A 26111-nucleotide genomic window follows, 5' to 3' on the forward strand; every position below is an offset into this window, starting at 1 on the left:
TGGTTATCAGTCTTCTGCCGGGGCGATTTCACACATCAACGGATGCTGACAGTCCCTGGAGTATTGATTCACTATCGCCGCTTTAGTTTCCGCAATATCTTTTGTATAGATTGCGCAGACCGCACTGCCTTTAGTGTGAACTGTCAACATTATCTGCGTTGCCTGTTCAGAGGTTTTGTCGAAAAACTTCTGCAAAACCTCAACCACGAACTCCATCGGTGTGTAATCGTCATTCATCATCACAACGCTGTACATTGAAGGCCGTTTCAGTTCCGGCAGAGACTCCTGAACGGCTGTATTCCCGTCTTCGTCGTGATGAGTGTCTTCACTACTTAATGTTAGTTGAGATTTGAACATGTTGCGCCTGAAGGAGTATGAGTTTGCAAAATTAGTCACATGATAACGCCCCTGCCTTCGTATAACCAATAAGTCGTATATGAGAGGCTTGACTGCCGAAAAGCCTGGGCGTAGTGTGGGTTTTCAGCCAGGATGGCGGGAGCCAAGAATTTCGCCATCGTTCATCGGGCTCTGTTAGGGAGGTGACTATGAAAACAGGGAAAGTGAAATGGTTTAACAACGCAAAGGGGTATGGCTTTATTCTCGCCGATGACACGGCAGAAGACCTGTTTGCACACTACTCAATGATCGAAATGGACGGTTACCGGACGCTCAAGGCCGGACAGACAGTTCAGTTTGACGTGAAACCCAGCGATAAGGGGCTCCACGCCATCAACATCAGATCCGTTGATGAACCGGTGCAGCAGACCTCTCGCAGCTCAGAGCTTGAAACAGCCTGAAGCGCCCATAAAAAAACCGCCACAAGGCGGTTTTTTTATTCAGAATTACTCTGACGCCCAAATCAGGCGATCAAAGCATTCAGTGTTTTGCTTGGTCGCATCGCTGCCCCAGCAAGTGCAGGATCCGGGCGGTAGTAACCACCAATATCGACCGCATGCTTCTGGACAGCTTCCAGCTCGGCCAGAATAGTCTTCTCATTGTCAGCCAAAGCCTTAGCCAGCGGCGCATACTGCTCAGCCAGCTCAGCATCTGTTGACTGTGCGGCCAGCGCCTCAGCCCAGTACATGGCAAGATAGAAATGACTGCCACGGTTATCCAGATGACCGACTTCACGCCCCGGCGACTTCTGTTCTTCAAGAATCTTACCGGTTGCAACATCCAGAGTGTCCGCCAGTACGGCCGCCTTCGGATTGTTATTGACTTCGCTCAGGTGCTCCAGCGACGCAGACAGCGCCATAAACTCGCCGAGAGAATCCCAACGCAGGAAGTTTTCCTCCAGGAACTGCTGAACGTGCTTAGGCGCGGAACCGCCAGCACCGGTTTCGAACAGACCACCACCACTCATCAGAGGTACAATCGAAAGCATCTTGGCACTGGTGCCCAGCTCAAGAATCGGGAAAAGGTCTGTCAGATAATCGCGCAGCACGTTACCCGTCACAGAAATGGTGTCCTGACCGTCCTTCATGCGCGCCAGAGTCACTCGCGTCGCTTCTTCAGGTGCCAGAATGCGGATGTCGAGTCCTTCAGTGTTTTCTTCTGCCAGGTAGCTGTTTACCTTACGGATCAGCTCAGCATCATGCGCACGCTTCTCATCGAGCCAGAAAATCGCTGGCGTTGAGGTCGCGCGGGCACGGGTAACAGCAAGACGAACCCAATCCCGGATCGGTGCATCTTTCGCCTGACACATACGCCAGATATCACCCTTGCTTACCTTGTGCTCAATCAGGACTTCGCCCTTCTCGCTCACAACGCGGACCGTCCCTTCACCCGGAATCTGGAATGTTTTGTTGTGCGAGCCGTATTCCTCGGCTTTCTGGGCCATCAGTCCCACGTTAGGAACTGTACCCATAGTGCGCGGATCAAAGGCGCCGTGCTCTTTACAGAAACTGATGGTCTCCTGGTAAACACCGGCGTAGCAACGATCAGGAATAACAGCGATCGTGTCATGCAGCTTACCATCAGCGCCCCACATCTGACCGGATGAACGGATCATCGCTGGCATGGAAGCATCAACAATCACGTCGTTTGGCACGTGCAGGTTGGTGATACCCTTGTCAGAGTTAACCATCGCAATTGCTGGTCGGTCTGCGTAACAGGCGGCGATATCAGCCTCAATGGCCTCACGCTCAGCATCAGAAAGTTTTGCAATCTTGGCATAGACATCACCAAGACCATTGTTTACATCAACACCCAGGCGCTCAAATGTCTCTGCGTACTTTTCAAACACCGGTGCGAAAAACACAGAAACAACATGACCGAAAATAATCGGATCCGATACTTTCATCATGGTCGCTTTAAGATGAACCGAGAACAGTACACCTTTGTCCTTCGCTTCCTGAATCGCCTTAGCAAGGAACTCCCGCAGTGCGGCAGCTTCCATCACGGATGCATCAACGACTTCACCTGCCAGTAGCTTGAGGCCTTCTTTCAGAGGAGTAACGTTACCTTCGGTGTCGGTAAACTCGATATCGACAATATCTTCCGATGCCAGAGTGAGAGACTTCTCGCTTCCGTAAAAGTCCCCCTGGTCCATGTGCGCAACTGCGCTACGGGAATCGGCACTCCATTCACCCATGCTGTGCGGGTTCTTGCGGGCATATTCTTTTACAGATGCAGGAGCACGACGGTCAGAGTTACCCTCGCGCAGCACAGGGTTTACCGCACTGCCTTTAATTCGGTCATAACGCGCCTGAACATCGCGATCTTCGTCTGTCGCCGGATTGGTAGGATACACAGGAACATCGAAACCTTTGGAGCGAAGCTCTTTGATCGCTTCACGCAGCTGCGGCAGCGAGGCGCTGATGTTTGGCAGCTTAATGATGTTAGCTTCAGGGCGGGCAGCAAGCTCGCCCAGCTCAGCAAGCGCGTCAGGAATACGTTGATGTTCTTCCAGGAATTCAGGGAAGTTGGCCAGAATCCGGCCGGACAATGAAATATCGCGGGTTTCAACCTCTACACCAGCACTGCGGGTAAATGCCTGAATGATCGGCAGCAGTGAGTAGGTCGCCAGAGCCGGTGCTTCATCGGTCTCGGTGTAAATGATTTTGGAATCAATCGTAGACATTTTGTCTCCTGTCGCTTCATGCTATTGCTGTGTCGCTTGGGTCGGGGGCGTGAGGCTTTTGGCCAATCACCGGGTCCGACACCGGTACCTGTGCACACTGTCTGTAAACAGTGCACAATGTTACCGACGTTCAGTCGCGCCTTTTTGAATGGGCGCTAATTTGTAGTTTTTCTACAAAAATTGCAAGCTAGACAAAAGAATAAGTAGTTTTCTTACAGGAATATGGCAAACCTCATCCTGCTCAACAAACCCTTTAATGTCCTCTGTCAGTTCACCGACAACGAGGGACGTGACACGCTTGCTAACTATGTTACTACGCCTGGCTTTTATCCCGCCGGGCGCCTCGACTACGACTCGGAAGGCTTGTTGTTGCTGACCGATTCAGGCGAGCTTCAGACAAGGATAGCTGATCCTCAACATAAGATGGTCAAGACTTACTGGGTACAGGTAGAAGGATGCCCCTCCGAGGATGCACTGCGCCAGCTTACGAACGGTGTCGTACTGAAAGACGGCCCGACCAGACCCGCCAAAGTTGCCATTATCGGACAGCCCGAGGTCTGGGAGCGCCATCCTCCGATACGCCAGCGCAAAAACGATGTAACGACATGGCTCGAAATCAGTATCAGTGAGGGGCGTAACCGACAGGTCCGCAGAATGACTGCACACATCGGACACCCAACATTGCGACTTATCCGAGCTGCAATAGGTAACTGGAAAATAAGCGATGTCCCGCAGCCCGGCGACCTCGTTCAGCTTTCAGTCAACCTTCCCGCGTCCACCCCAAAGTCCAGTCGTGGCCGCAGACCTCCTCACTCGCATAAACGCAAACCCCGGGGAAGCGCACACAGGCGGCGCTGATTTGAGTCGGTATAAGCACTTCGGGTAAACTGCGCACCAATTTCAGGCAGGCTTATTTATGACCGAACGTTGGACTCCACATGCGACTGTTGCCACCATCGTTTTCCAGAACGGGAAGTTTCTGATGGTTGAAGAACTGAGCGACGGCAACCCCGTGTTCAACCAGCCTGCTGGTCATATAGAAGCAGGCGAAACCGTCGAGCAGGCTGCCGTCAGAGAGACCCTTGAAGAAACCGGCTGGGAAGTCAGACCGACCGGCGTCCTGGGGCTCTATACGTATACCGCGCCATCGAACGGTATCACTTATCACCGCTATTGCCTGGTTGCGGAGCCGATAAGGCACCGCCCAGATGCGCCACTGGATGAAGGCATTATCGGCCCGGCATGGATGTCTATCGAAGAGTTGCAAGCCTGCAACCGACTGCGAAGCGCGATGGTTCTCACTTGCGCACAAGACTTTCTCAGCAAGCAACATTATCCGCTTGAGCTGATAACCGAGCATCCCTAAATGAAAGACCCAGCAAACACCAAAGTAATCGTCGGCATGTCCGGCGGTGTCGATTCTTCAGTATCTGCGTATCTGCTGATGCAGCAGGGGTATCAGGTTGAAGGCCTGTTTATGAAGAACTGGGACGAAGACGACGGCACAGAATACTGTACCGCCAAAGAGGATCTGGCTGACGCCCAGCAGGTCTGCGACACCCTGGGAATCCACCTGCACCAGGCAAACTTTGCTGCAGAGTACTGGGATAACGTCTTCGAGCACTTTCTGGAAGAGTATAAGGCCGGCCGCACGCCCAACCCGGATATCCTGTGTAACCGGGAGATTAAGTTCAAGGCCTTCCTGGAATACGCAAAGATCCTCGGAGCCGACCTGATCGCCACCGGGCATTATGTCCGCCGTGGCGAGCGGGAAGGCAAAACAGTGCTGCTCAAGGGTCTGGACGCAAACAAGGATCAGAGCTACTTCCTACACGCCGTGGGCAGCGATGAAATTGCGATGACTCTCTTTCCGGTCGGTGAGCTGGAAAAACCGGAGGTCCGCCGCATCGCAGAAGCCAACAATCTGGTGACAGCCGACAAAAAAGATTCAACCGGAATCTGCTTTATCGGCGAGCGTCGCTTTAAAGACTTCCTCCAGCAGTATCTGCCCGCGCAGCCCGGAAGGATTGAAACCCCGGAAGGCGTGGATATCGGCGAGCACAGCGGCCTTATGTACCACACCCTTGGGCAGCGGCAGGGGTTAGGCATCGGCGGCCTGAAAGATTATCCGGACGCGCCGTGGTTCGTTGCAGATAAAGACCTGGAAAGGAATGTATTGATTGCCGTTCAGGGCAAGAACCACCCTCTCCTGTTCCGGGACTGGCTGACCACCTCTCAGGTGTTCTGGGTTAACGAAGAGCCTGAACTGCCCTTGAAAGCAAAAGCCAAAGTCAGATACCGCCAGGACGACCAGGCGTGCACCATTGAAAAAAGCGGGGACGGATACCGGGTGGTATTCGACAATCCGCAAAGAGCAGTCACTCCGGGACAGTCCGTTGTTTTTTACAGCGATGACCTGTGCCTGGGCGGCGGCGTGATCGAAACAACAGGTAATAACAAATGAGACCACGCGCAGAACAGCAGGCCATCGCATTAGCGGCCCTGTTTCAGGCAGCCACGCTCGTTGAAGAGCTGGCACGCACAGGCGAGTTACGCCAGGAAATGAGCACCCCCCTTATCAAGAGTCTGTTTGAGCAGGACCCGTCCTCCTTTGATGACATCTACGGCCCTCCTGCAGACAATCTGCGACTGGGACTCGAGCAGCTGCTGCTGGCCTGCCACCGCACCCCACGTGGCATTAACCCGGACGTTACCCGTTATGCACTGAGCCTCCTTCACCTTGAGCGCAAGCTGCAACGCTCGCCGGGGATGATGGATGCCCTTGGCACTGGCATCAATCAGGCCTCGCGCCAGGCGATGCATTTCTCAGAGAATCATGAAAATACCCTGGCTGCGCTCGCCGATCTGTATAAACAGACCCTGAGCCAGCTAAGCTTCCGCATCCGCGTGACCGGCAATCCTACCCATCTGCAGAGCAATAAGACCGCAGACAAAGTCAGGACCCTGCTGCTGGCTGGCATCCGCGCAGCAATACTCTGGCGTCAGGTCGGCGGACGACGGTGGCAATTGCTGATCAGCCGTAAACGCTATGGACAGGTCTGCGACCACCTGCTGAGCCAGCGCTGATCTATGAAGACAATCAACCGCACCTTCTCGACCGCCCCCATGATGGACTGGAGCGACCGCCACTGCCGCTATTTCTGGCGACAGCTGACGCGCGACAGCCTTCTATACACAGAGATGGTCACCACCGGCGCCCTGATCCACGGTGATCGCGAGCGATTCCTCGCTTATCACGACGCAGAACACCCGATAGCCCTGCAACTGGGGGGAAGCAACCCTGACGAGCTGGCGCAGTGCGCAAAATTTGCCGAAGAGTGGCACTACGACGAGGTAAATCTGAACGTCGGCTGCCCCAGCGACCGGGTACAGAACAATATGATCGGCGCCTGTCTGATGGCGCACCCTCAACTGGTCGCTGACTGCGTCAAGGCCATGCAGGATGCGACCTCGCTCGATGTCACGGTAAAACACCGGATTGGAATCGACGATCAGGACAGCTACGAAGAAATGCGCGATTTCGTTGGGACCGTCGCCGATACTGGCTGCAAAACGTTTATTGTGCACGCCCGCAAAGCGATACTTTCGGGGCTTTCCCCGAAGGAAAACCGCGAAATTCCCCCACTTCGCTACGAGGATGTATTCCGCCTTAAGCGCGAGTTCCCCGGGTTGGAAATCATCATTAATGGAGGCATCACCACGCATGATCAGATTGCAGAACTGCTCACACAGGTCGACGGTGTCATGCTGGGACGCGAGGCCTACCACAACCCCAGCATACTGATGGAAGCTGACCAGCGTTACTTCTCCAGTGACGCTCCCATTACTGGTAAGGGAGACGCCATCCGGTCACTCTACCCGTACATTGAAACCCTCCTGGCAGAGGGTGCACCACTGCATTACGTCAGCCGTCACACACTGGGACTGTTTAATGGGGAAAGGGGCTCGCGCCTGTATCGCCGCCATCTGAGTGAAAATGCGTACAAGCGCGAATCGGGGACTGAGGTGATGGAGCAGGCCCTGGCTTACGTGGGGTACTGATCACCCCACGATGATTACATCGGCTGAGTGTTGGCGTACTTAGTTTCGGCCTCAGCCAGACTTCCCAGATTAGAGACATGGCTGTAGCCCAGGGACTCCAGAGCTGCCTTTGCTTTTCCTGCACGATTCCCCGAACGACAATAGAGATAAATCGGCGTCGATTTGTCTGCCACAATCGCCGGTACCTTATCGCCAACTTCACCGTGCGGAATGTTCAGGGCCCCTTCGACGTGACCTCCTGAAAACTCCTGGGCGGTCCGCACATCGATCCAGACCGGTTCTGCGGCATAAACAACTGCCGCAAAAGCCCACAGCAGAATTGCAGTAATCGCTTTCATTATTTTCTCCAACTATTTGTTGTGTATGAAAATTTAAATGCCGGAGAGCCACGACTGTCAATTGACCTTAATACCGACATGCGAGACTCTAACATAGTAGAGATTCATGATATATCTGAACTGGAATATAGCAATGAGCAAACTGGAAGCACTCCGGAAAATGACGATTGTTGTCGCAGATACCGGAGACATTGAGGCGATACGCGCCCACAAGCCCGTTGACGCAACGACGAACCCCTCTCTCATACTCAAGGCAGCGTCACTGGAATCCAGCAGACCTTTGCTGGAAAAGGCCGCAGAGTGGGCACGCTCTGCAGACAATGGCGATGACCTCATCACCAACGCCTGTGACTATCTGGCAGTAAGCATCGGGCGGGAAATTCTGCAGATCATTCCCGGGCTGATCTCAACTGAAGTCGACGCCCGGCTCTCCTTTGATACGCAGGCGACGATCAGCAAAGCAAAGAAAATCATTGCCATGTATGAAGACGCTGGTGTCAGTCGTGACCGTGTTCTTATTAAGATCGCCTCCACCTGGGAAGGCATTCAAGCAGCACGGATGCTCGAGCAGGAAGGCATCCATTGTAACCTGACACTGCTGTTTAATTTCCATCAGGCCGTCGCCTGTGCAGAAGCCGGGGCAACCCTGATTTCCCCTTTTGTTGGGCGCATTCTCGATTGGTACAAAGCCAACCAGCCGGGTGAAGACTTCACCGGCGCGAACGATCCGGGCGTGCAGTCGGTCAGCCGCATATACAACTACTACAAGACCTATGGTTACAAAACCGTGGTCATGGGCGCCAGTTTCCGCAGCACGGATGAGGTTGAGCACCTTGCTGGTTGCGATAAGCTCACCATCAGCCCTGACATCCTTGCAAAGCTTGACAGTGATGCAGCGGAACTTCCGCAGCGATTGGCAGCCTCAGAAGCTCATACCAATGACGAACGGATTACTGTGAACGAAGCAAGCTTCCGCTGGGCAATGAATGAAGATCCGATGGCTACCGAAAAACTGGCCGACGGTATACGTCGGTTTGCGGCTGACCAGCGCCTGCTCGAACAACAGCTCGGAGAGCTGCTTTGATCCGTCAGTTTCTCGAACGCTTGATGGCGCCCGCAGAGGCGCCCCGCCCGGCGCCTGACGTTAATCTGGCAGCCGCGGTGTTGCTGATCGAGGTGATGAAATCAGATCACGACATTGCTCCGGTTGAGCAGGAAGCGCTCAGCAGCGCTATTACTGAACTTACCGGAATGACAACTACCGAGGCTGCCGGGCTCGTGGCTGATGCAATGACGCAATCTGCCGCTGCGAACGACCTGTTCCGCTTTACTGAAGCGATACACGCAAGCTGGAGCGACAAAGAAAAGTCTCAGTTACTGATCTCGCTCTGGCGGGTTGCATACGCTGATAACAACCTTGATAAATACGAAGAGCATCTGATCCGCCGCATCTCAGACCTGCTCTACGTTCCGCACAGTGAGTTTATCCGTACGAAGCTGATTGCCCGTGATCAGTGAGCTTAAGCACACTTACGAAGCTCTGAAGGGCTCGTTACAGGCCCTCTGCAATCACCTGAACGCCGAACAACCTGCACATCACATCCCGCTCACAGACAGCGAGGCGTCGTTGGCAACACCATTGCAATGGAGCTGTGAGCTACTGAGCGATCTGACGTACCAGTCTGGGGCTGATGGGCGCCTGACCCGAAGCCGTCACGGGATCATCATTGCGACACCGCGGACACAATCTATGGTGCAATATGTAAACGCCCAGAAAGATGCCTTTGCGCATCAGGTCAGACAGATCAGACTCGAATCCGAGCAACTCTGGAAAGAAGCCAGCAGTGAGCTGGCCGCTCAGCCCCTGCCTTTCAGACAAGGCCTGTCGCAGTCGGGGCTGAATCGCCTGCACCTGAAACAATGCACACGAAAGATTCCACTCCTTGCGGAAAAGCCCGTAAAGGTTGGATTTTCATGGTATAGCCACGGGCGCAGTATTACGCGCATCAGCCATCAGGATGCGGAGCGCCTGCTTCTTGAGCTGGGTGAACACAAAACCCACATTCAGGTTCAACTTGCTACTCTCAGCACCCTGAAAACAGCGACACCGCTTGCCCGGGTGCAGACTCTGGCTCCGGTTGTCCGTGCCAACATCGTCTTTGAGCACGGCCGCAGGGCCATGAATTGCCCACTGCCGCTCTTTGTTCCTGATACGAATGCTCATGGTGAGCTGCCACACATACGGGATGTATCGCTGGAAGCCCCGGAAGGGCGCAGAAGAAAAATGCGGGAAGATGACAGGATATCACCCGAACCTCTGTTGCCGAGCATTCGGGTTCACACCTACCGGAGCTGACGTCCGGCAGGTGTGGACACGTATCAGATACGGTTCAGACCGTTGAGCGCTGCCACGCGATAGGCTTCTGCCATGGTCGGATAGTTGAAAGTGGTATTCACAAAATAACGGATGCTATTACCTTCACCCTTCTGATTCATGATGGCCTGGCCGATATGCACAATCTCGGCCGCCTGGTCACCAAAGCAGTGGATGCCCAGTAATTCCATCGTCTGGCGATGGAACAGGATTTTTAACATCCCAACGCCTTCGCCTGTAATCTGTGCCCGGGCGATATTCTTGAAAAACGCCTGACCCACCTCATACGGGACTTTTTCTTCAGTCAGTTCTTTCTCTGTTTTGCCCACCGAGGAAATCTCAGGAATCGTGTAGATACCGGTTGGCACCTCATCAACAAAACGGAATTCTTCTGGTGAAGCAATAATGGCGGCAGCTGCCCTGCCCTGGTCATATGCGGCTGACGCCAGTGCTGGCCAGCCGATCACATCACCAATGGCATAAATGTGTGGAATCGATGTGCGATATTCCTTGTCGACTTCCACCTGCCCCCGGCTATTGGTCTCCAGTCCGATATTATCCAGCCCCAGGCCATTCGTGTTGCCATTACGACCAGCTGCCCAGAGAAACGCATCGGCTTTCACTTTCTTGCCCGATACCATGGTCATGGTGACATGACGATCGTTGGCTTCAACCGAGCTGAATTGCTCGCTGTGACGAATCAACGCTCCTTTGTCCCTGAGGTGATAGCTCAGAGCGTCTGAGATCTCATCATCGAGGAAGTTCAGCAGACGATCACCCGGGTGGATCAGATCGACCTTCACACCCAGACCCGAGAAAATAGATGCGTATTCGCAACCAATGACACCGGCGCCATAAATAATCAGGGTGCGTGGCGTGTGCTCCAGCTGCAGGATGGTATCTGAGTCATAGATGCGCGGATGATCAAAATCAATACCTTTCGGACGCCATGGGCTCGAACCGGTTGCGATCACCACTTCATCAGCATGCAGACGAGTGTTCGTCTGTTCGCCATGAATGACGTCAATCGTATGGTCATCTACAAAGCACGCCTTACCGGTATAAACACTGACACGATTGCGGCCATAGAATTCAGTACGCAGCTTGACCTGTTTGCCCATCACCTTCTCAGCACTTTTCAGCACCTGAGGGAAAGAGAACCAGCGCGGCTCACCAATCTCACGGAACATGGTGTTGGTGTTGAACTGAATAATCTGCTTTACGGCGTGACGAAGCGCTTTCGACGGAATAGTGCCCAGGTGAGTACAGTTACCACCCACCATTTTTTTGTCTTCTACGACAGCGACCTTCTTTCCTTTTTTGGCAGCATTCATTGCCGCCCCTTCGCCCGCAGGGCCAGCACCTATGATGACGACGTCGTAGTGGTAATCCGCCATGAAATCACTCCGTTATATAGCGTTGAGTTATGATTATTGTAGGCAATTATTGCCAGACTGCCCTATCAGCGTTTGGTCGCATCGTAAAAACTGGCGTCAGCAGAGGCATCTGCGGCTGTTTTGCTCTCTTTTTCGCACTTTTTCTTATCACCACCACAGACATCACACGCGGTCTCCATGCCGATGGCACTCATGCCACCACAGGAGCCGGATATCGGTTTGCGTCCCATGATAACGCCGATGGCCATGGCTGCTACGATAAACAACATGACGCCAAACGCGACCAGAATTGTCGACATAATCAGAATTCCTCAAAAGTAAGCTTATTGTTCAGCCAACGGACCGAATAACTTAATAAAGGCGGACGAGGCCTCCTCCCGGTAGCCCTCGCCATCCCGGATAATCATATAAGCCGCCAGATCGTTTGCTTCCGCCAGGGCGATCCCGGCATCTGGACCGGCGACATTAATGGCCGTTGCCCAGGCATCCGCCATAGAGCAAGTCGGCATCACCAGCGTCACTGACGCGAGCCTGTGATTGATAGGATAGCCATTCGTGGGATCTATGGTATGAGAATAACGGCGACCATCCTTCTCAAAATAATTCCGGTAATCCCCGGATGTAGCGACGGCCATATCTCCCGGTGCAATGATTTTCTGCACTGACTGACCCACTTCCATTACAGGGCGTTCAATAGCAATGCGCCAGTCGCCCCCGGGCTTTCGACCGCGAATACGCACCTCACCGCCGATCTCCACCAGATAATTCTCGATTCCCATTGCCTCAAGCAGCAGACCGATGTCATCGACAGCCCACCCTTTAGCCACGGCAGAGAGATCCAGGTACAGAGGCTGATCCATACGAATCTCATTTGTTTCCGGACGCAAAGTAAGATGACGCATACCGACGCCTGCAAGCAGTGCCTGTACCTGATCTTCTGGCGGCACCGTATCGTGAGCCTCAGGCCCGAAGCCCCACAGGTTCACCAGCGGACCAACAGTGATATCCATCCGGCCAATGCTGTATCTGTGAACTTTCTCAGCATCACGGAGCACCGACATCAGATCACCGCTCACGGGCACCCACTGCCCGGTAATGCTGGCTGCTCTGGCGTTAAGTTGCGACAACTCAGAGGTGGTTTCGTAGGTCGAAAATACAGAAATAAGATGTGCCAGGCGCTGCTCTACTGTCTCGTAAACTTCGGATGGCTGCTTGTCTCCGCCGACCCAGCTGATGTGATACATCGAGCCCATCGTCTGACCCGCGATCTTAGTCACTCCGGAAGCTGCTTTGCCGGGCGCGTCCTGTTGACTGCAGGCCAATAAAAACAGAGACAGTACTACAAGCAATAAAGTTCGGCTGTGGACCACGCGCAACACCCTTTCGGAACATCTCAGAAGGCGCTCAGTATACAGAAGGCACACGGCCTTAACACCCGACGTATAACCAACGAATATATGCACTGAACAAAATTTTATGATGAAATAAATACTCAGTTATATTTCTGAGATGGAATTCAGAATAGAATACGCGAATAGTTCTCAATATTAGGATTGTAGATGGCCAACACCGACAAGCCCATGTCAGACGAAATGCTTGAACTCATCGCTCAGCGCTTCCGTCTGCTTTCTGATCCGATGCGGCTGAAGATACTCCATCAGCTTCAGGCAGGAGAAAAGTCTGTGACCGAACTGGTAGAAAATACCGGCGCTTCCCAGCCAAACGTCTCCAAGCATCTGTCGACGCTTCGCACCCATGGTCTGGTAAAGCGCAGACAGGAAGGCAATATGGCCTATTTCAGTATCGCAGCACCCTTTATTTTCGATGTCTGCAATATTGTCTGTGATGGTATGAAATCAGAGTGGGAGCAGCGCTCAACCCTGCTCGGCGGCTGATCCGTCTTACACACCTTTCAGCGACCAGCGCGTCCTTGCTCCATCACGCTGGTCAGTCACTAAACCATCGCGGGCCCAGCGGGACAGAAGCTGGCGAAACTGATTCCGTTCGATACGCACGTCATCAACCGCGTGACTGCCTTTGTGCTCTTCCAGCAGTAACCTGCTCGCCTCACTGGTAACCGACTGCTCTACAATTGAGCGCAGGCGATCTTCGCTCGAACCCAACCGCAGCAATGGCTCCAGATCGCGCCAGATCCGATCGGTACGACTGTTAATTTTCACGAGATGACGGGTAAGAGTGCCACCACGATATACGTTTGCCTGAACCGTCAGAGTAATCGCCTCACGGGCCGGACCGCCTCGCACCCTCTTCACCGGAGATACCACTGACGGTTCGGGCATCAGTCTGAAGCTCTCGGGCAAGGTAACTTCCCCAGGCTGCAAGGCCGCGGACTCCGCTGCCAGACTGCCAAGGCCCTTACGCTGCCAGCCCTGAATCGTCGCTTTCACATGAACGCTGAGTTCATCTCCGAGATGCCAGACTTTGTGTGGCACCTGAGCCATCAACTGACGCCTGAAGTCTTCAAGCTTTAACTGATCAGGCGTCGCACCGGTGGCTGCAGCATTTTCTATGAGGACATATACGGGCTTATTCAGTGACTGAGCATGCACCAGCTCGCGGTGCTGGAGGCTTAGTCCAGTCGGCGTGACCGGGCCATACTCTCTGCCGCACAAAAGTATGAACGCATCCGCCTCTTCGATCTGGCGACGTACCAGAACCCAGTCATAATCGGCGCTGTCATTCGGCCAGACCAGCCCACAGGTCAGTGCCTGCTTCATCGCCGCCTGGCGCTCAGTTTCGAAACGGGCTTCTGCAGCAGACGGCAGGCTGGAGATGTAAATAAGCAGGCGTTTTTCGACTTTCGTCATCAGAGTCTAACAATCCGGATGTCAGGGTTCGTCACAAAGATAAGCCGCACACTATACCAGTCCGGCCAGGGTCAGAACATAAATCATAGCACTGACCGAAAAAGCCGCCCCAAGCGTCGACAGTGCAATAACATTGGCTGTCAGCTGACCATCCGCTTTCATAGACACGGCCATCACAAAAGCTGCAGCCGCGGTGGGCGACGAGAACATGAGTGCAAGCACCATCAGCTCTGCCCCACGAAAGCCCATTCCGATGGCTGCAGCAACAATCAGAACCGGCAGAATCACCAGTTTCAGCATGACAGCAAGCAGAGTTCCGCGCCGGCTGGCGCGCACCGCTGAGGCGCTGAGAGAACCGCCTATACCTATAAGAGCCAATGGCAGGGTCATCGCCCCCAGGGCAGTCCCCGTTTTCTGTATCACAGGCCCCGGCTGGTAACCCGTCCAGCGGACCACGGCCGCGGCGACAATCGCTATGATCAGTGGATTCTTCAACACCTCCACCAGCTGGTCGCGCCAGCGGACGTTGCCAGAGGTGGAAGCCAGCACCCAGACTGACAGAAGATTATACAAAGGTGTGACGACGGCCAGTACGATGGCGCCAAGTACAGCGCCCTCCAGCGGGTAGGCATTGAGACACAGGGCCAGTCCGACAATACCGAGATTAGAACGGAAAGACGCCTGAACAAAGGCTCCGCGACTGACAACTGGAATAGCAAATACGCGCGCGGCGACGGCCGCCACAGCAAACGCCCCCGCTCCGGCACCCAACGAGAACATAATCAGTGCAGAGTGCCCTTTGCCGTCGTTCTCCGCGTTTACAATCGCCATAAACATCAGAACGGGCAGCGATACATTGAAGACCAGGCGCGACGCCATACTGATAAACGATGCATCAATCGCACCGCTGCGGCGCAGCCACACCCCCAGAAGAACCAGAAGCACAACCGGCGAGGTGATTTCCAGTGTTCGTATCAGGGTATCGATGTACATGGATCAATCTCAGAAATTAAGCCGGCCATTATACACATGCCCCATGCATGATCCCGGCACCTGAGGTAAAATCGCCCCATATTTCCAGCATCAGACCTTTGTCATGACCCGTAAAAAGAAAACCCGCTCACTGAAGCGGATCCACCAGGTGAAAACCGGCAACATCCAGAAACTGAAGCGTGCTGCCAATCACGACAGGCAGACAGGCAAGCGGGTTGATAAGAACAAAAAAGTGAAGTCTGTGTATCAGAAGTTTCTTGATGAGAATCCGGAAGCGAAGAAAATTGCTGATGACGACCAGCGCAAAGCGGCCGAGCTGAAAGCCAAAGAAGCCGAAAAACGTCGGATTAAAGAGCAGGAAGCGCAGAAAGCTGAAGAAAAGCGGCCCGATCGCGAGCGGGAAGAAGATATCTTTGACCGGTTTGAGCGTGGTGGCCAGGACGACTATTACTGATGCCATTCTGGGCCGACACAGACCTTGAGTTGCAATGTTTTCCTCCTGTCCCTGAACATGTCAGCATGCCATGGGACAGCGCGGACACCTACCTGCTTTCCAGTGCCGAAAACAGTGCCTCGACACTGATCCTGAACGACCGGCACGGCGCCCTGTCCTGCGCACTGCCAGACGCCCATTCATGGACCGAGAGTTACTGCGGCCAGCAGGCCTTAATCAGTAACCGCGCCCGGAATCAGCTGCCGCCCGTAACACCCTCAGCCTGGTCAGATATTGAAGCGCTCACGGACATCCGTCAGGTATTGATCCGCATTCCCAAAAATAATGATCAGCTGACCCACCAACTCGCGACCATTGCAGAGAGATGGCCCGAGGCGACTGTATACCTGAGCGGCATGGCCAAGCACATTCCGGTGGCACTTCTTAACTGGCTTGAAGCGCATTCCGAAGATTACATCCAACACCCGATCACCAGGAAAGCCCGCCTAATGACCCTCAGGGGCCTGAGCCGGTTTACTGGTCTGGTCGATATCTGGCAGGGTTATCAGTATCAGGGGATGAGCGTAGAGGCCCTTCCCGGTGTTTTCGGACGCCAACAACTCGACCCGGGGGCCGCAGTACTGCTTGACCATTTGCCGGCTGACGCTGAAGGCACAATCTGCGACCTAGGATGTGGAAATGGCATTCTGAGCCTGGCCCTGAGTCACCAGATACCCGGCGCCCGTATCATTGCCACCGACGACTCGGAGCTGGCAGTTCTCTCCGCCCGAAGAAACGCAACGGCCAATGCGTTGAAAAACATTGAGGTGCGCCAGGGCAATGCCCTCTCCGGAGTCACCGAGACTCTCGACTGGATTCTATGCAATCCGCCATTTCATGATGGCCATAAAGAACTGACGAACATTGCCCAACTGATGTTCCGCGATGCAGCCCGCCAGCTCAGCCCCACCGGTACCCTTCTGGTGATTGCCAACCGCCATCTGCCCTACCAGCCCATGCTGAAGCGGCTGTTCCGCTCAGTCCGGGTCATTTCAGGCGACAAGCGTTTCAGCCTCTACCGGTGCCAGAAATAGCAACATGCTTGAACCCGTCAACTCTGTTTTCATCGAAACTGAAGAGAAGCGCAGCCGTTTTCTTAACGAGCTTATTCCTGTGTCGGATGAAACAGCCCTGAAACAACGACAGGCAGAACTGAGGTTACAACACCCCAAAGCGAGCCACGTCTGCTATGGCTTCCGATACTTCAACGAACACAATCAGGTTGTCGAAGGCTTCTCTGACGACGGAGAACCCGGTGGCACCGCAGGCCAGCCAATCCTAAAGGTGCTTCAACACCACGGCGTTGTGAATGCCGCTGTTCTGATTACGCGATACTTTGGTGGGACTAAGCTGGGAACGGGCGGACTCCAGCGGGCCTACGCCCAGGGGGCTGGAGCGATCTGCGCGCAGGCAGAACCAACCTTGAGGGAATATCGACAACTGCTGACCCAAACCGCTCAGTGCGATTTTGCACAGGAGTCGACACTGAGGCGCCTCATCGCGCAGGCAGGACTCTGTGTAATCAAAGAAGAATATGTAGCAGACGGCCCAGTACTGGCACTGGAAGGAACTCAGGAGGCGTTTGAACAGCTTATCAATGCACCGGAGGGAAGACTGATCCGCTTTTCAGACGATCAGGCATGACGAAGAACCGGAGCCCTCTCTCTCATCGAAGTAAAATCGCCTTCTGATTCATAAAGACTACGATACACCTCAGCACTGACGTTTTCATATCGCACACATATGATGCTTTTGTCTGCTGATACCCGCCGCATTGAGTGCACCCGGCACTGACCGATAACGTCGCAATGATCATTTGTTTCAGCCGGCATACAGATATCGAACACACGGAATCGACCGCTCTCATCACGAATATCGGGGATCAGTTCATGGCTTATTTCACTTTGAAAACCCAGGGGCGTAATCTGTTCCGCAGAGACATATATTTCTGTCCCTTCGTTGTTTCTGAGTCTGATACTAGTGTTCATAGGCATTGCCGGCAAATCTGTACACATATTAGACAATAGCGAAACCTCTGGAATATGCAAAGTCAAGGCAATAATTCGTGCCATTTATAGGCATGTGACCCGGTTAACAGGTTTTGCGGATATATCACGACCCTATGCGTTTTATATCTTATCCGAAGACCATCAGAGACTTCTGTGGATCTTCATATTCGAATAATATGGCGCCATATTTTAAGAGTATTCACCCATGCCATCCGACCTTTCTCATATCGCACGCTCCTGCTGGTGCCTGGCGCTCATTCAATGCTGCAAGCCTCATATTGAACTGCAGAAAGCAGAAGATAATCATGATTTCACGCCCTGGGATAAACTGCTGACTAAACTCAACAGCTGGGTCTCCGGCGAGCTGAAATCCGCACAGAATCTGGAGCGCTTCTACCAGGAGTTCCTTACCTGGCAGGAAAACTACGAAGCGGCCGACTCACTGAACGGCCGCATCACTGACCTGTGCATTGCTGCCACCAGTGCAGCCATGGATATGCTCAATGATCCCGAATGCGACGACCTGCCTCTTATCCGGGACACCATAGGAGACCTGTACAGTGAGCTGGACCAGCTCGGCGGCGATGCGGAGGGCCTTAGCAGCTATGCAGCGGATGTTTTCAGTGAATGGGAATCCACGCTGAGAGAAGTGGCGCAGCGGCCGGTGTCGCGCACAGCCCTGAGGCAGATTTCAGAGACCGAGGTCTCTCTTTTCGGCCTGTCATCGTAAACAAATAACACGCCTTAAGTGCCCCGGGATTCAGCCACGGGGCGCTCTGTGGTACCCTCCGCGCACTTTTCGTGAGGAGTCCTGTCGCTATGTCGTCTGCTGGCAAATTCACCCCAGAGCTGCTGTCCCCTGCGGGTACCCTGAACAATATGAAATACGCGTTTGCCTACGGTGCCGACGCCGTGTATGCAGGACAGCCGCGTTACAGCCTTCGCGTACGCAACAACGATTTCAACATGGAAAATCTGGCTACAGGCATTGAGTACGCTCACAATCTGGGCAAGCAATTCTATGTGGCGAGCAACATCGCGCCACACAACTCGAAAATCGCGACCTATATGCGCGACATCGAGCCCGTCATTGAGATGAAACCGGACGCCCTGATCATGTCTGATCCAGGCCTGATCATGATGGTCAAAGACAAATGGCCCGACCAGGTCATTCATCTCTCGGTCCAGGCCAACGTTGTCAACTACGCCAGTGTCGAGTTCTGGCGCCGTCAGGGCGTCAGCCGCATCATTCTCTCACGCGAACTTTCAATTGAAGAAATCGCTGAAATCCGGGAAAAGTGCCCGGAAATGGAAATCGAAGTCTTCGTGCATGGCGCGCTGTGCATCGCCTATTCAGGACGTTGCCTGCTGTCAGGCTATATGAATCATCGCGATCCGAACCAGGGCACCTGCACCAATGCCTGCCGATGGAAATACGACGCGCACGAAGCCGAAGAAACCGCCGGTGGCGATGTCATTCCGAAAGGCGTTAACGAATTTGACCCGACGCTCGGACGCGGCGCGACTTCCGACAAGATCTTCCTGCTACAGGAAGGTAACCGCCCTAACGAATACATGCCTGCGTTCGAAGACGAGCACGGCACCTACATCATGAACTCGAAGGATCTGAGAGCCATCCAGCACATCGAGAAGCTGGTTGAGTTGGGTGTACATTCGCTCAAAATCGAAGGCCGGACAAAATCGCACTACTACGTTGCTCGCACCGCGCAGGCTTACCGCAAAGCGATTGATGATGCCGTAGCAGGAAAAGGGTTCGATAAAGGCCTGATGGACACACTGGAGAACATGTCGAACCGGGGTTACACCGAAGGCTTCTTCCGGCGCCATGTTCACGATGAATATCAGAACTATGAACGTGGTAATTCAGCGTCCGTACACCAGCAGTTTGTGGGTCAGATCACCCATGTGCGCGACGGTCGTCTGACCGTTGAAGTGAAAAACCGCTTTCAGAATGGCGATACCGTTGAACTGATGACCACCGCAGGTAACGTCACCTACCAGCTCAACGACATCCGGGACACCGGCGGCAACCCACGCGATGACGCTCCCGGTTCCGGGTTTATTGTCACCATCCCCGCTGAGGGCCTCGATCACCTGCCTCTGGAACGGGCCATGCTGATCCGCAATTTACCGGATGCGCCAGACCAGAGCGCGGTAATCGCTGCTGAACACGCGCAGGATAAAGCATGAGCGACAACCGTCACAGCTCGCCACGCGATACAAGTCACATCAGCAATGAAGGCCTGATTCCGCCGCTCTACATTGACGACGACATCATCGTCGTCAATAAGCCTGCGGGCCTGCTGAGTGTACCGGGCCGCTATCTGAAGGACTCCTGTGTCGCCCGCCTGCAGGAACGTTACGGCGAGATTCTGGTCATTCACCGGCTCGATCAGGACACCTCAGGCATTCTGGTGTTCGCCCGGGATAAGAAAGCGCTCAACACGGTACAGCGCCAGTTTGAAGCTCAGACCACCCGCAAGGTGTACGAAGCAGTAGTGATGGGCGAGATCAGCGCTAACGGTGGCTGCATCAATCTGCCGATCATCGTTGACTGGCCGAACCGCCCTCTGCAGATGATCAGCCATTGTGATGGACGCTATGCGCTGACGCGCTGGAAGAAGCTTTCCGTCGAGAATGGCAACACCCGCGTGGCGTTATTTCCGAAGACCGGGCGTTCGCACCAGTTACGCCTGCATATGCAGCAGATTGGCCATCCGATTGTGGGCGACACCCTGTACGCAGGGGACGCTGCTCAGTCGGAACCGCGCCTGTGCCTGCACGCAAAAGAACTGGAGTTTGACCACCCGACAACAGGGAAGCGCATGGAGTTCAGATTGGAGCCCGGCTTTTAATCAAAACCAGCAATCAAAGCCACTGATCCTCCCGGCGAACCTCCCGAGCAAATGCCGATGAAAATGCCTTGAGGCGCGACTTCGCCAGAATATTCCGCCCCTCTGCAGTTCGGGTATAGATCAACTCTGCCGGCCCGACATAGTGCACCCAATTTTTGAGAAATACCTCTGCACTGCCTTTATTCAGCGCCAGTTTAAGCGGCACTGCATGATAATCAGAACGGCCATGACTCCCCTTTCGCCTGATCAGATACCTTGGTGAATCAATCGGACTGACGACCTCAGCCAGAGCATCAGAAAACATGGACGATTCGTAAAAGGTACCGCCCAACATCCCAACGAAGCAGGTGCCATCGGCGTGCTTTATCCGGTCTACGAACAGTTGTTTTCTTGGGGTTTCAATGTACCCCACCTCACAGAGACTGGAAGCAGTCGCCTCACCAATCTGTTTCAGAGATCCCCCAACAGGAAGATGAAACAGCCCTATCCGAAGTAATTTCATCGTTTCAGGCAAACGCCACAGCAAAGTGACCAACACAGCCACTCCAAGCAAAAACAGCAAAACACCTACACTATGCACTCGCACAGATAGCACCCAACTCACAGAAATCGCCAATGTGTGAGCCAACAGGAAAAGCAAAGAGCGAACGGTGTTTTTTACATGCAACCAGCGGATATCAGGTGCAAGGTCAGTCGCTACCACTGGCCGCAATATTTCTTTTGTCCCTTTATTAAGGGCTCTTTTCCAACGTTCCCGCACACTGTCGATCTTTCGGAAGCGCTCATGCATCGTGTCATTGTTATGCTTTACAGGATCAAACGGAGCTGTATGCCGCTGCCATAATTTTTTAAGTGGAAATGTCTCGATTCGCGTAAAATCACTGAAGATCTCATCCGCGCGCTCTGACAATCCGGCAAACAGATTAAATCGACGCATCAGCGAGAAATAATCAAAAAAAGCCAGCTCATCGTCAGTCTGATTCACCGCTACCACATGCCATATCGAGCTGACTTTTTCAGGATTCTCCCGATCGATACGGATTGCCCGGCCACGCATCTGATTGGTGAGAACAAAAGAATTAATCCCTGTCGCAAGAATCAATGAATTGACACAAGGCGCATCCCACCCCTCACCAAGCAAAGCACGAGTCCCAACAAGACACTGAATCAACCCCTGCTCCAATGCCTCAGTAACCACTTCGGTAATGCGATTCAGCTTGCCTGATATTTTCACATAACCAGGGAATGCCTCGGGCCGCTCCAGAAGCAGGTCATCTATCTTCCCTGCACTAGCCAGCTGGGTTATTACTGCGGCGTGAAGAAAACTAACCCGACCACTGATCAGGCCAACCTTCGCTGCAATGGGCGAACTGGCGATCAACGCCTCAAAGACCGGTAAAGCACCAAGCCGTAGTTGCCCTAACTGCTTTCCTGAAACCATTTCATCATCGCGGATATAGTCGAGCATAATTACCTGACGCAGCCCGTCCTGACGCGCGAACCATTCTTTACCATGAATATCGACACAAGCCCCGATTTTTGACGAACTCATCGACAGCGAGCGCTCGATAAAATGGGAACGATCAATGGTCACAGACCGACCGGCCATCAGGCCGACCGAGCGCAGATGCTTGCGCAGGCGGATCAGATATTCTGAATGTTCCGCGGCTTCGTATTTTATATCGTTGCTTGTAAGCAGCTCCTCAAGCAGCACCTGCCACCAGCGCCTGGTCAGCTCAGGAATATCGTCATTCGTCAGGTCAAACTGGGCGAGATCGTAAGACGTATCCAGCAAGGCTTTTTCGTTAAGAAACGACAGCAGTGCAATAAGACTCTCGGGGCGCTTTGAGATTCTTTGCAGCAAAGATGGATCAGTCAGCAGAGGATGCTCCCGCACAAGCAGGATAAAATCGTCGTCGTCAAATAACGTACGGCAGACAAGTGCAACGCCATCCATAAACTGAGAAATACGCTGTTGTTCGGTACGGTCGATATTGACCATCCAGACATAATCCTGATGAGGACATAGCGTTCCAGCCTTGACCAGCTCAGGAATAGAAATTTCTTCATCGATAGGGCCGCACAATTCGGTGTAGCGCTCCCAGGAGGCATCCAGAGAATCATAGGGAGGCGTAGCCGTAAGTGACACAAGAATGAGGTCCGGAACCGAGGCCGTAACGGCTTTCAGTGCTTTCCACCACTCGGCGGTTAGATGATGAGCCTCATCGAGGATGACGACTTTTATGCCGCCTTGAGCAATCACTTCCAGCAACGCCTCAGCATCGGGAATCGCCTTCTTACCGTCACCTTCAGATGGTTCGTCTTCTTCATCTGATTGTACCTGAGCGCCATTTTTCATGGCTTTCACGTGTACAGCCTGATAGGTCACAGACGTCAGCAAAGCAGGTCGGGATAGATGAGAACTTATCCAGGGAAGATCATACGGATCACCTTCCACCCCGAAATCTGTGAGACGCCGTATCCACTGATCCCTGATGATACGGGTGGGCGAGAGCACCAGAGTCGGGCGACGCAATTTCCGGAACACTTCCAGACCCAGGACGGTTTTACCGGCGCCCGGGGCGGCAACAATATGCAGCCGGTTATCATCCAGGTGATCATCAATTGCTTGCAGAACACGCTGCTGATAAGGACGCCACGAAAATCTGAACTGCATCGTATCGAAAACCACCACAACTCCCTTTTTGGTAAAACATTCGAGCCGGGAACTATAGCAAATACAAAAGATCGAGCCCGCCTACTTTGCGCGAATTATTAGGCTGGACTAAGACAACAGCCTAAATCACATGGAGTTTATGTTGGAGCCGGGGTTTTAAAGTCTGGAGATTTCGCGAGAGCCCAAGCGGAAACCTGCGTGTACCAGAGAGCGCTGAGAGCTATCCAAACGGGGCTCAGAAGTACCTCAGCAACACCCGCAAAATAGACAGTTGCACCTGCGATACCATCTGGATCATCAGCACTCAATGCAAAATAAAAAAGCAGATGATAGGAAGTCATCGAAAGCAGCAGCGCAAGACCCCAGGGTTTAAGCCACTGTCGAAAACTACGATACGGCCTGACATCCATCCACCTCAGATAGCTCGCAATTGCGAGTAAAACTGAAGGTAGTATTAATACGGGCACGACAATTACAGAAAACGCAATGAAAGCGCCCGCAATCTCTTTAAGAAAATCCGAGAAAGCAAAGCACAGGCAAAGAACAAGCAAGAAAATCCCACCCGGCACACACAACATACCAGCGACTTTACGTTGCACAATCATTGCGGTCGATTAACCAGACGACCAATCAAGAGCAGGTATAAGCTGAAGAGTAAGATACCGACTACCCCAATCGTCGCCCCTATCCCACCAAACAGATCTGGCGCTTTCATCATGGTGCTCATCAGAGACTCCTGATAGTAAAAGAACCACTGATGATCATCGGGAAAGATCCAGACATGCAGTTGATAGAAGACGGCAGTAGGGCCAGCGACCACCAGCACCAACCCGAGCCCCCCTAACAGGCCTCCCAGAAGCAGACCCTGCTGCTTCCAGCGAATAGCTATCCGGCGCCGCGCCAGAACGAAAGAACCAACCGCGGCGACAAGCAGGCTGATCGCGCCTGCAACGGACAGCACATCGATCAGGTTGGCGACATCCTGAAGATGAACAACTTCAGGCTCGCGTAGCAGTGGCTTTGTCCGGCCATACCGGTCAGTAAACTCCAGTTCGCGTAATCCTTGCCCCTGGCTGTGTACGGCATCAACAATTCCTCCAAACAGCGCCAGATGATCGTCACGCGTCAGATGGTTAAACCCACGGATATAACGATTTTTGGGGCCATAACGCTCAATATGCTGGTCAATTTCCATCTGGTCGTACCAGAAGCCATAACCATAATCGACCGGTTTATGCAGCATCCAGCCAGTGGCCAGTGAGGCAAGAAGGCCTGCCAACAGGACAACGCCCCACATACCATCCGTTAACTTCACAGCGTCTCCTGAAACTCCTGAATCATACTGGCAAGTGGCCCAGCCACGTCATCCTCGGTGTGGAGATGATGATAACCTGCGAGGTCAACCGCCTTTGCCTGCTTAAGATACGCCACGCGCTGCTCAAACAATCCGGTGGGTATCATGCCATTGATTGCCCGGATTGCCAGCACAGGGCACTCAACTGACCCCATAAGTCCTGCCACCTGTGATTCAGTCAGCCGCAGCTTGGACGCAAGCTTCAGACGCGGATCTGTGCGCCAGACAAACCCATCTCCAGCCGGTTTGATGTTACGCAAAACCAGCGCTTCAAGCACAGCATCACCCACCCGGGGTGTTGCTTTCTTTCGTACAGCAACCGCGTCTTCAGTCGCTGCCATCCTTCTCGGTTCTTTCTCTTCATAACTGGCTTCAACCCCCTGCCGGAGCTGCTTCGCCATCATGTTTTCAGGCGTAATAATTGGCCCGGGGGAATCTATCAACACCAGAGAACGAACGAGTTCCGGAAACGCTGCCGCCAGACACAGCGCAGCGGAGCCGCCCATGGAATGCGCGATCAGGTGCACAGGGGCTGCGTAAGTTGAGAGGTGGCGACTCAGTTCGCCCGTATAATTCCAGATCGCGTAATCCGCGCCCGCAGGTTTCCAGGGTGAGGCACCGTGCCCTGGCAGGTCCAGCGCGACAAAGGTATCCCAGCCGGGCTGCTGCGCAAGCAGACGGAAGCTGTCGCTGTTATCCAGCCAACCATGCAGGGCAACCACAGGAAGACTGTCCTCAGCAGAGTTAGCCCCCCACTTCTGCCCGGCAAGCCCCGAAGCCTCGCAATAGAAATCAGCGACCATGAATCAGCTCGCCGACGACCTGATGAATAAGATCTGCCGTCTCGTCCGGGCGCTCGAGTGGGTACATATGACCTCCTTCGGTCCATTTCAGTTTCATTCCAAGACGACTTTTCATGTAAGCACCGTTGAGGCGCTTAAAATACTCGCTGCTACGACCACCAATGACCGCACCAGAAACCTTCAGGCGCCCCAGGGTGTGAATATTGTGTGGAATGGTACGCCAGATATTAGCTTCAAGCATCGGCACATAGCGGAGAATCAGGCGCCCGCCCTCTTCATCCGTACCGCTGGTGATGTAGTCATCCAGACAACGCGGATCAAAATCGCGCATCAGTGACTTGCCACGGAAGTAATCACGCGCCTCATCGAGGTTTTGCCACTCTGTCTGACGTTCCTCGATCCGGCGGATAGGAAAAACCCGCTCATTCAGACCGGTAAATTTCATAAAGCGCATACCGTGCGCCTGCACCGGGGTCATGACCGGCGAATCCAGCATCACAACGGCCTTAACCAGATCCGGGCGTCTCAGGGCCGTCAGCAGACTCAGAACCCCGCCCAGTGAGTGGCCGACGGCAATCACTGGCTGGTGAAAACTGGTTTCGAAATGATGAATCATCTCATCTACCAGAAACCCCCAGTTGTCCGTCACAGGAAAGCGAGGGTTGTGTGCAACCCTGTCGATGGCGTGAACCTGATAATGCTCACTCAGACGATCGGTCAACACGCGATAGGTGCCACCGGTAAAGCCATTGGCATGGGCAAAATGCAGAATGTCTTTCATAAACCACTGAAAACACAAAAGAAAACACGGTACCCCCGAGTTTT

At 53.6% G+C, this 26111-nt stretch carries 30 protein-coding genes; 16 read left to right on the top strand and 14 right to left on the bottom strand.

What is annotated here, in order from left to right; translation table 11 throughout:
* Positions 1-6: 6 nt before the first annotated feature.
* Positions 7-357 (bottom strand): ATP-dependent Clp protease adapter ClpS, encoded by a 351-nt coding sequence (gene clpS, locus Q1L85_RS09405; protein ID WP_300428078.1) that lies wholly within the window; start codon positions 355-357, stop codon positions 7-9.
* 188 nt (positions 358-545) lie between these two features.
* On the opposite strand from clpS, the gene cspD reads away from it, so the two are divergent.
* Positions 546-797: a cold shock domain-containing protein CspD gene (cspD, locus tag Q1L85_RS09410; RefSeq protein WP_300428066.1), complete on the top strand. Its 252-nt coding sequence runs from the start codon at positions 546-548 to the stop codon at positions 795-797.
* Between the two features lie 62 nt (positions 798-859).
* Here the strand turns inward: cspD and Q1L85_RS09415 are convergent, their stop codons facing one another.
* Complete coding sequence (locus tag Q1L85_RS09415) at positions 860-3082, bottom strand: NADP-dependent isocitrate dehydrogenase (protein WP_300428067.1); 2223 nt, start codon at positions 3080-3082, stop codon at positions 860-862.
* 222 nt (positions 3083-3304) lie between these two features.
* Here Q1L85_RS09415 and Q1L85_RS09420 point away from each other — a divergent pair, with 222 nt between their 5' ends.
* Genes Q1L85_RS09420 through dusA form a run of 5 tightly spaced genes read left to right on the top strand, consistent with a single transcriptional unit; the run spans position 3305 to position 7144 of the window.
* Positions 3305-3940, top strand: a complete 636-nt coding sequence (locus tag Q1L85_RS09420; RefSeq protein WP_300428068.1) for a pseudouridine synthase — start codon at positions 3305-3307, stop codon at positions 3938-3940.
* Positions 3941-3998: 58 nt separating this feature from the next.
* Entirely contained in the window at positions 3999-4448 is a 450-nt protein-coding gene (locus Q1L85_RS09425) for an NUDIX hydrolase (protein WP_300428069.1), read from the top strand.
* A complete protein-coding gene (mnmA, locus tag Q1L85_RS09430; RefSeq protein WP_300428070.1) occupies positions 4449-5546 on the top strand; it encodes a tRNA 2-thiouridine(34) synthase MnmA in 1098 nt (365 codons plus the stop codon).
* Entirely contained in the window at positions 5543-6169 is a 627-nt protein-coding gene (gene hflD / locus Q1L85_RS09435) for a high frequency lysogenization protein HflD (protein WP_300428072.1), read from the top strand. The genes mnmA and hflD overlap by 4 nt, the downstream gene beginning before the upstream one ends.
* 3 nt (positions 6170-6172) lie before the next feature.
* Positions 6173-7144 (top strand): tRNA dihydrouridine(20/20a) synthase DusA, encoded by a 972-nt coding sequence (dusA, locus tag Q1L85_RS09440; protein WP_300428073.1) that lies wholly within the window; start codon positions 6173-6175, stop codon positions 7142-7144.
* Positions 7145-7158: 14 nt separating this feature from the next.
* Here dusA and Q1L85_RS09445 read toward each other — a convergent pair whose 3' ends face one another.
* The gene (locus Q1L85_RS09445; protein WP_300428074.1) at positions 7159-7482 is read right to left on the bottom strand and encodes a rhodanese-like domain-containing protein; all 324 of its coding nucleotides are present in this window, start codon (positions 7480-7482) and stop codon (positions 7159-7161) included.
* A gap of 133 nt (positions 7483-7615) precedes the next feature.
* Between Q1L85_RS09445 and tal the strand changes: the two genes are divergently transcribed.
* Genes tal through Q1L85_RS09460 form a run of 3 tightly spaced genes read left to right on the top strand, consistent with a single transcriptional unit; the run spans position 7616 to position 9838 of the window.
* The gene (gene tal, locus Q1L85_RS09450; protein WP_300428075.1) at positions 7616-8566 is read left to right on the top strand and encodes a transaldolase; all 951 of its coding nucleotides are present in this window, start codon (positions 7616-7618) and stop codon (positions 8564-8566) included.
* Entirely contained in the window at positions 8563-9000 is a 438-nt protein-coding gene (locus Q1L85_RS09455; protein WP_300428076.1) for a TerB family tellurite resistance protein, read from the top strand. Before tal ends, Q1L85_RS09455 begins: the two co-directional genes overlap by 4 nt.
* Complete coding sequence (locus Q1L85_RS09460) at positions 8990-9838, top strand: DNA replication terminus site-binding protein (protein WP_300428077.1); 849 nt, start codon at positions 8990-8992, stop codon at positions 9836-9838. The genes Q1L85_RS09455 and Q1L85_RS09460 overlap by 11 nt, the downstream gene beginning before the upstream one ends.
* Positions 9839-9861: 23 nt before the next feature.
* On the opposite strand, the gene sthA is transcribed toward Q1L85_RS09460, so the two are convergent.
* From sthA to Q1L85_RS09475, 3 genes are all read right to left on the bottom strand, one after another.
* Positions 9862-11253, bottom strand: a complete 1392-nt coding sequence (gene sthA, locus Q1L85_RS09465) for a Si-specific NAD(P)(+) transhydrogenase (protein WP_300432949.1) — start codon at positions 11251-11253, stop codon at positions 9862-9864.
* 65 nt (positions 11254-11318) lie between these two features.
* Positions 11319-11552 (bottom strand): (Na+)-NQR maturation NqrM, encoded by a 234-nt coding sequence (nqrM, locus tag Q1L85_RS09470; protein WP_300428269.1) that lies wholly within the window; start codon positions 11550-11552, stop codon positions 11319-11321.
* A gap of 24 nt (positions 11553-11576) precedes the next feature.
* Positions 11577-12530 (bottom strand): FAD:protein FMN transferase, encoded by a 954-nt coding sequence (locus tag Q1L85_RS09475; RefSeq protein WP_300428270.1) that lies wholly within the window; start codon positions 12528-12530, stop codon positions 11577-11579.
* Positions 12531-12812: 282 nt separating this feature from the next.
* On the opposite strand from Q1L85_RS09475, the gene Q1L85_RS09480 reads away from it, so the two are divergent.
* A complete protein-coding gene (locus Q1L85_RS09480; protein WP_300428271.1) occupies positions 12813-13148 on the top strand; it encodes a metalloregulator ArsR/SmtB family transcription factor in 336 nt (111 codons plus the stop codon).
* A gap of 6 nt (positions 13149-13154) precedes the next feature.
* On the opposite strand, the gene Q1L85_RS09485 is transcribed toward Q1L85_RS09480, so the two are convergent.
* Together Q1L85_RS09485 and Q1L85_RS09490 are read right to left on the bottom strand one after the other, a co-directional pair.
* Complete coding sequence (locus tag Q1L85_RS09485; protein ID WP_300428272.1) at positions 13155-14081, bottom strand: DUF4062 domain-containing protein; 927 nt, start codon at positions 14079-14081, stop codon at positions 13155-13157.
* Positions 14082-14132: 51 nt separating this feature from the next.
* A complete protein-coding gene (locus Q1L85_RS09490) occupies positions 14133-15074 on the bottom strand; it encodes an AEC family transporter (protein ID WP_300428273.1) in 942 nt (313 codons plus the stop codon).
* A gap of 103 nt (positions 15075-15177) precedes the next feature.
* On the opposite strand from Q1L85_RS09490, the gene Q1L85_RS09495 reads away from it, so the two are divergent.
* From Q1L85_RS09495 to Q1L85_RS09505, 3 genes are all read left to right on the top strand, one after another.
* Positions 15178-15528 carry a hypothetical protein gene (locus tag Q1L85_RS09495; protein WP_300428274.1) on the top strand — a complete coding sequence of 117 codons (351 nt, stop codon included), beginning with the start codon at positions 15178-15180 and terminating at the stop codon, positions 15526-15528.
* Between the two features lie 65 nt (positions 15529-15593).
* Entirely contained in the window at positions 15594-16601 is a 1008-nt protein-coding gene (locus Q1L85_RS09500) for a class I SAM-dependent methyltransferase (protein WP_300432952.1), read from the top strand.
* A 4-nt stretch (positions 16602-16605) separates the two neighbouring features.
* Positions 16606-17211: a YigZ family protein gene (locus tag Q1L85_RS09505; RefSeq protein WP_300428276.1), complete on the top strand. Its 606-nt coding sequence runs from the start codon at positions 16606-16608 to the stop codon at positions 17209-17211.
* On the opposite strand, the gene Q1L85_RS09510 is transcribed toward Q1L85_RS09505, so the two are convergent.
* A complete protein-coding gene (locus Q1L85_RS09510) occupies positions 17202-17639 on the bottom strand; it encodes a hypothetical protein (protein ID WP_300428277.1) in 438 nt (145 codons plus the stop codon). The two genes, Q1L85_RS09505 and Q1L85_RS09510, sit on opposite strands and share 10 nt — an antisense overlap.
* 142 nt (positions 17640-17781) lie before the next feature.
* Here Q1L85_RS09510 and Q1L85_RS09515 point away from each other — a divergent pair, with 142 nt between their 5' ends.
* From Q1L85_RS09515 to Q1L85_RS09525, 3 genes are all read left to right on the top strand, one after another.
* Positions 17782-18306, top strand: a complete 525-nt coding sequence (locus Q1L85_RS09515) for a hypothetical protein (protein ID WP_300428278.1) — start codon at positions 17782-17784, stop codon at positions 18304-18306.
* Positions 18307-18395: 89 nt separating this feature from the next.
* The gene (gene yegQ, locus Q1L85_RS09520) at positions 18396-19787 is read left to right on the top strand and encodes a tRNA 5-hydroxyuridine modification protein YegQ (RefSeq protein WP_300432955.1); all 1392 of its coding nucleotides are present in this window, start codon (positions 18396-18398) and stop codon (positions 19785-19787) included.
* A complete protein-coding gene (locus tag Q1L85_RS09525; protein WP_300427964.1) occupies positions 19784-20452 on the top strand; it encodes an RluA family pseudouridine synthase in 669 nt (222 codons plus the stop codon). The genes yegQ and Q1L85_RS09525 overlap by 4 nt, the downstream gene beginning before the upstream one ends.
* 13 nt (positions 20453-20465) lie before the next feature.
* Here Q1L85_RS09525 and Q1L85_RS09530 read toward each other — a convergent pair whose 3' ends face one another.
* The 5 genes from Q1L85_RS09530 to Q1L85_RS09550 all read right to left on the bottom strand — a co-directional run bounded on the left by Q1L85_RS09530 (position 20466) and on the right by Q1L85_RS09550 (position 26067).
* On the bottom strand, positions 20466-23129 hold the full coding sequence (locus tag Q1L85_RS09530) for a DEAD/DEAH box helicase family protein (protein WP_300427963.1): 2664 nt from the start codon (positions 23127-23129) through the stop codon (positions 20466-20468).
* A gap of 137 nt (positions 23130-23266) precedes the next feature.
* Entirely contained in the window at positions 23267-23728 is a 462-nt protein-coding gene (locus tag Q1L85_RS09535; RefSeq protein ID WP_300427962.1) for a hypothetical protein, read from the bottom strand.
* Between the two features lie 2 nt (positions 23729-23730).
* Positions 23731-24444 (bottom strand): DUF1461 domain-containing protein, encoded by a 714-nt coding sequence (locus Q1L85_RS09540; RefSeq protein ID WP_300432958.1) that lies wholly within the window; start codon positions 24442-24444, stop codon positions 23731-23733.
* Positions 24441-25286 carry an alpha/beta hydrolase gene (locus Q1L85_RS09545; RefSeq protein WP_300427959.1) on the bottom strand — a complete coding sequence of 282 codons (846 nt, stop codon included), beginning with the start codon at positions 25284-25286 and terminating at the stop codon, positions 24441-24443. The genes Q1L85_RS09540 and Q1L85_RS09545 overlap by 4 nt, the downstream gene beginning before the upstream one ends.
* Positions 25276-26067: an alpha/beta hydrolase gene (locus Q1L85_RS09550; protein ID WP_300427957.1), complete on the bottom strand. Its 792-nt coding sequence runs from the start codon at positions 26065-26067 to the stop codon at positions 25276-25278. The genes Q1L85_RS09545 and Q1L85_RS09550 overlap by 11 nt, the downstream gene beginning before the upstream one ends.
* Positions 26068-26111: the final 44 nt, after the last annotated feature.

This window comes from uncultured Thalassolituus sp., from assembly GCF_950066645.1.
Taxonomy (GTDB): Bacteria; Pseudomonadota; Gammaproteobacteria; order Pseudomonadales; family Oceanobacteraceae; genus Thalassolituus.